This window comes from Terriglobales bacterium (genome assembly GCA_035651655.1).
Classification (GTDB): domain Bacteria; phylum Acidobacteriota; class Terriglobia; order Terriglobales; family Acidobacteriaceae; genus DASRFG01.
Map to the genome: position 1 here is coordinate 1 of DASRFG010000027.1, position 4,882 is coordinate 4,882.

4 protein-coding genes are annotated in these 4,882 nt (G+C 54.8%); 2 read left to right on the forward strand and 2 right to left on the reverse strand.

All coding sequences use genetic code 11. The features are described 5' to 3' along the window. Positions 1-192 (forward strand): hypothetical protein (locus tag VFA76_13730; protein ID HZR32900.1); only part of this gene is annotated, 192 nt, incomplete at its 5' end. 133 nt (positions 193-325) lie between these two features. Here VFA76_13730 and VFA76_13735 read toward each other — a convergent pair. Next, the gene (locus VFA76_13735; protein HZR32901.1) at positions 326-2,050 is read right to left on the reverse strand and encodes a VCBS repeat-containing protein; all 1,725 of its coding nucleotides are present in this window, start codon (positions 2,048-2,050) and stop codon (positions 326-328) included. Between the two features lie 255 nt (positions 2,051-2,305). Then, positions 2,306-2,662, reverse strand: a complete 357-nt coding sequence (locus VFA76_13740) for a hypothetical protein (protein HZR32902.1) — start codon at positions 2,660-2,662, stop codon at positions 2,306-2,308. A gap of 277 nt (positions 2,663-2,939) precedes the next feature. On the opposite strand from VFA76_13740, the gene VFA76_13745 reads away from it, so the two are divergent. Further along, entirely contained in the window at positions 2,940-4,703 is a 1,764-nt protein-coding gene (locus tag VFA76_13745; protein ID HZR32903.1) for a winged helix-turn-helix domain-containing protein, read from the forward strand. The last annotated feature ends 179 nt before the right edge of the window (positions 4,704-4,882 follow it).

Here is a 4,882-nt window from a genome sequence, read left to right on the forward strand (position 1 = left end):
TTCACACTGAGCGCGACCGAAAGCTGGAAGGCGCGAGACAGCAACGTCAGAGTCGCCGCCAGCAAGCTGTGTGAAGAGCGAAGTGGCTACCGGCCCGCGATGTCGGATAGCCGTGAGGTGGACAAGTTCCGGTTTGCCGACCAACTCGCCCGTAGGGTCGCCAAGCGCGGCAATTCGTCTAGGCTCTGCTAATCTCTTCGCAAATACGCAGGGCCCGCTGTGTCAACAATCAACTTTCGATCGACTTTTTCATCCATTTCATCGAATGGGTCTAGAGGATCTCAGAATCGTAAGCGTGGGCATTTTTCTAACGATTCTCTTCCGACTACTGCACGCGAAGCGTAGTAGTCGTGGAATGTTGAGCGGTTCCCGACGTACCTGTAATCGAAACAATGTAGGTGGCCGACCTCGAACCACCACTTCCTCCGCCGCAGGCCAGCTGCGAAACTAATCCAAAGAAAAGGGTCACACGGATCAGGGCCGCCAGTATGCATCGTCTATTGGAAAGCCCCATGCCGACGCCAGTCCCTATAAACGCGAATCCAGCTATAGGCAACCACAGCATGCCAGCCTTGGTTGACTCACGGCCAAATCCAAGAGAGTGAAATGAAGCTGCTCTCGATCCTGCGGTTATGGTCAGTATCGCACTCGCTTTTCCGTTGGAATCAAAGGTGATCGAGTTCGAATTTAACGAGCACGTCGGTGATCCGGCTTGAGCGGGCTGCACCGAGCAGGCTAGGGACACTGGGCTGTTGAACGCGTTGAGCAGGCTCAGCGAAATGGCGGCAGTGGCGTTTTCACCGGGGCTCAAGTCATTCGGAGTAGGCGGAGCGACGGAGATGGAGAAGTCAGAACCGGTGGCATTTAGTAATACCGCAATCGCGTTGTCTGAAGGCGACGTTGCGATCAATTCCGGTGCGTTGTCTCCGTTCAAATCCACTATCGCCGCCACGATCGCGCCGAGAGTGGTATTCGCGCCTGTCGCGAAGGTTAAGGGCGCCTGGAAGCTTCCTTCTCCATTTCCCAACGAAACTGCACTCTGGCGCGTCTGGTTCACGAATGCCCATCCAACTAGGTCAAGCTTCCCATCACCGTTGAGGTCAGATGTTGATTCGACACTGATGGTCGCAGGAAGGGCCGTTTGGAAAGTGAAGTCGCCATTGCCCAGAAATAGGCCAATCGGTCCCGGGCAAGACTTGATTGCTGGGAAGGTTCCACAAAGATGAGAGGGCCCTCGCGCCACTAAGTCCTCATTGCCATCGCCATTCATGTCACCAGTGGCCAACAGAACGGGATAACCTCCTGGGTAGGCTCCTGCCGTCGCGGGCACTGCAGCAGGGGCTTGGAAAGACCCATCGCCGTTGCCGCCCAAAATCGACACCGACAACGAGCTCAAATTTTTGAATAGTCCGACCACAAGATCGGCTCTGCCGTCGAGATTGAAATCCGCAACAAAAACTGGACTCCCCAAATTGGATCCATAATCAACATGTGGCTGAAAAGTTCCGTCTCCGTTTCCCAACAGAACACTAACCACGCCGCTGTTTGTGACTGCTAAGTCCAGCTTATGGTCACTGTTGGAGTCAAAAGTCGCGATCGAGGAAGGGTTACGACCAGGCGTCAGAACAGCTCCCTTTCTAAAGGTGCCATTGCCATTACCGATGAAGATAGTTAAATCGCCATTATCCCCAACACTCGAATCACCGGCACGAACCACGACTAGATCACCTTTACCGTCTCCGTTGAAATCTCCGCCTGCCATTCCAGACGGGTTTCGTCCGGCCGTGAAGTTCAGCTGAGCCTGAAAAGTTCCGTCGCCGATACCCATCAAAACGCTCACGCCACCGTTATCACCGATGCTGGCATCACCGGAGTTCGCCACCGCTAGGTCCCTGTTACCATCGTCATTGAAGTCTCCCGCGATCACGGCGATGGGATTAGTACCTACGGGATAATTGTGCGCTGGTTTGAAGTCGACCGTGTTTGCAACCGCGACTTGAGCAAGGCATAACAGAGTGAACAAAGTTGAAATGAACACTTTCCGAGGCACGGGCGACTCCTTTCTAGATTGGCGCTCGATACGAACTTCGTGGAGCTATACCTTCTTAGCTTCGATCGTAAGCAAGCGCCGCGAATGCAAAGCTTCAACCCAATATTTTTGGTTGAACCTAGCCCCTACAACGGACCAGGAAGGTTGTTGGCGCGAGACCACTAGAACCGCGACACGTCGACCATCAGTACCGACGGCAAACTTACGTTGTTGGGTAGTACCACCGACAGGAAAATCGCCCGAATCTGCTTTCCGTTATTGATGAGCACTCCCTGGAATCCTCGAACTGCGGACGAGGTTGCCATTGCCGTCGTAAACATTCGCATCGACAGTAATCGAACAATTAGGCTCGACACTAAACGTTCCGCTTATCGCTTCGTGGGCAATGGCTCCGCCCACGCTTCTATCTTGGCTTCCGGTGGCATTACCGTTCAGGTCGAAGATGATAGAACCCACTGCTCCTACCGGCACAGGCCCTGGCAAGTAAAGTGTTCCCGAGGTGGTGAAGCCGTAAGTACCGGCGGCGGTAGCGGTGCTGCACAGGGCGTGGGCACCAGGAAGCAGCGCAAGCAGGAAAGGCATTAGCACGGTGAGAGTCTTCACGATCTTCATTGGGTTGGTCCTCCTTCACTGATTACGAGTCAGCAAGCTCGAGATAGCAGGCCTTGCGAGGCTGAGTGACCCGTCGGCTCGCTTGTGGCTTTCAGGGTTAGCAGAGTTCTTGACAATGCCCCACACTCAGAAGCGGATCTAAACCTCACCCCGTTCGTATGGCGTTATGACAAAAGCGCGAAGACAAGTAAATACCGCGTGTATCTCCTGGTTTGCACTTGTGTCGCTCCGGGTTTACCGAGGCCGGGAGATCTGAGCTGTTGGACGGAAATAACTAGTGCTAAACTCTGGGCCTGAACGCTGGGAGCGGGATGCCATGCGGGATGTGCGCCCATTGCAGCGGACAGTCCGGTTCGGCCCCTTTGAACTGGATCACGCTGGAGAATTGTGCAAACAGGGTGCCAGGATCAAGCTCCAGGATCAGCCCTTCCAGATTTTACAAATTCTGTTAGATCGTCCCGGTGAAATCGTCAGCCGGGAGGAGCTCCGGCGGAAGATCTGGCCTTCGGACACCTTCGTCGACTTTGACCACGGTATCAGCAATGCCATTAGGCGTCTCCGAGAAGCCTTGGGTGATACTGCCGACACGCCGCGCTATATCGAGACCCTGCCTCGCCGGGGCTATCGCTTTGTTGGTACGATCGAGCGCGATGCTCCACGTATTCGGTCCCTGGCGGTCCTGCCGTTAGAAAACCTTTCGCATGATCCCCAGCAGGAATACTTCGCCGAAGGACTGACCGAGGCGCTGACTACTGCTCTGGCTAAAATTGGCGAGCTGCGGGTGGTTTCACGCGCGTCCGCTATGGTGTACAAGGGTGTCCGCAGGCCCCTAAGTGAGATTGCCCGGGAATTAATGGTAGACGCAATCGTAGAAGGAGGCGTGCTGCGTGCAGGGGATCGGGTGCGTATCACGGCACACCTCATTGATCCAATGAAGGAGGCGCACCTTTGGGCTGAAAGTTACGAGCGTCCCTTGCGCGATGTGTTGGGCCTGCAGTCAGAGGTAGCCCAGGCAATCGCACGGGAAGTCAGGGTCAAGGTGACCCCACAGGAGCAGTTACAATTCGCGCAAACGCGTTCTGTGAATCCCGAAGCATACGAGGCCTATCTTAAAGGCCGTTATCACTGGAACCGGCGCAGCGGAGACGGACTCCCAAAGGGCGTCGAGTGCTTCCAGGAAGCCATTGCCAAGGATCCAGAATATGCTGCGGCTTACGCAGGGCTGGCTGATTGTCTCTCCGCGCTTACTGCGTTCGGCTTTGTTTCGCCGGATCAAGGTTGCGGAAAAGCCAAGACGCTGGCGCTGCACGCGCTTGAAATGGACCCTAGTCTAGCAGAAGCCCATACATCCTTAGCGTGGGTCAACATGTGGTATGACCACGATTTCGTGGCTGCCGAAAGAGAGTTTGAGCGGGCGATTGAACTGAATCCTCGTTACTCCACAGCCCACGAGTGGTTTGGGTTTTTTTTGGGACTCATGGGACGATATGAAGAGAGCTACACAGAGGTCAAACGGGCCATTCGGCTGGATCCGCTTTCCATCGTTTTCCAGTGGGCTTTAGGATTTGTTTATTGGATGGCCCGCCGCTACGATCAGGCGATCGAGGAGACGGAGAAGACGCTGGGCTTGGATGCAAGTTTCTTCCACGCGCATGGTTTACTGGGGTGGATATATCTGTGTAAGCCTATCCATGAGGCTGCCATCAGCGCACTGCAAAAAGCGGTTCAGCTTTCGCCGAACTCTACTCTCTATCTCGCCTCCCTCAGCGAGGCTTACGCAGGCGCTGGCCACACACAGGACGCTCAAAGGATATTAGACAAGTTGCTGGAGCTATCGAAACGACAGTACGTATCACCGTATTTGATGGGTCGGGTTTATACAGCGCTGGATAGAAAAGACGAAGCCCTGCGGTGTTTGGAAAGCGCTTACCAGGAGCGAGCATCTTTCCTAGCCTTCATGAAGATAGATCCTCGGCTCGACCCCTTACGCCAAGATCCGTGCTTCCAGGACTTGCTGCGTCGCATGAATTTCCCTGTATAGCGGTATACCCCATTCGCAGGTCCCGCAGCGATTCGAGAAAATTGGGAGGGCCCGCTCGGCCCGGATGCGAGCCAAGCGGTTCCAAAGCCGCGAAACTTTTCCCAAACTTCAGTTACACCACACTAAGGAAGCAGCCCAAAGATTGCCAACTCAGTCTTGCCCGCGACGTAGACCTTGCC

Bases quoted from the DNA above. Each gene is read 5' to 3' on its own strand.
- VFA76_13740 (HZR32902.1), bottom strand. From the start codon at position 2,662: ATGAAGATCGTGAAGACTCTCACCGTGCTAATGCCTTTCCTGCTTGCG.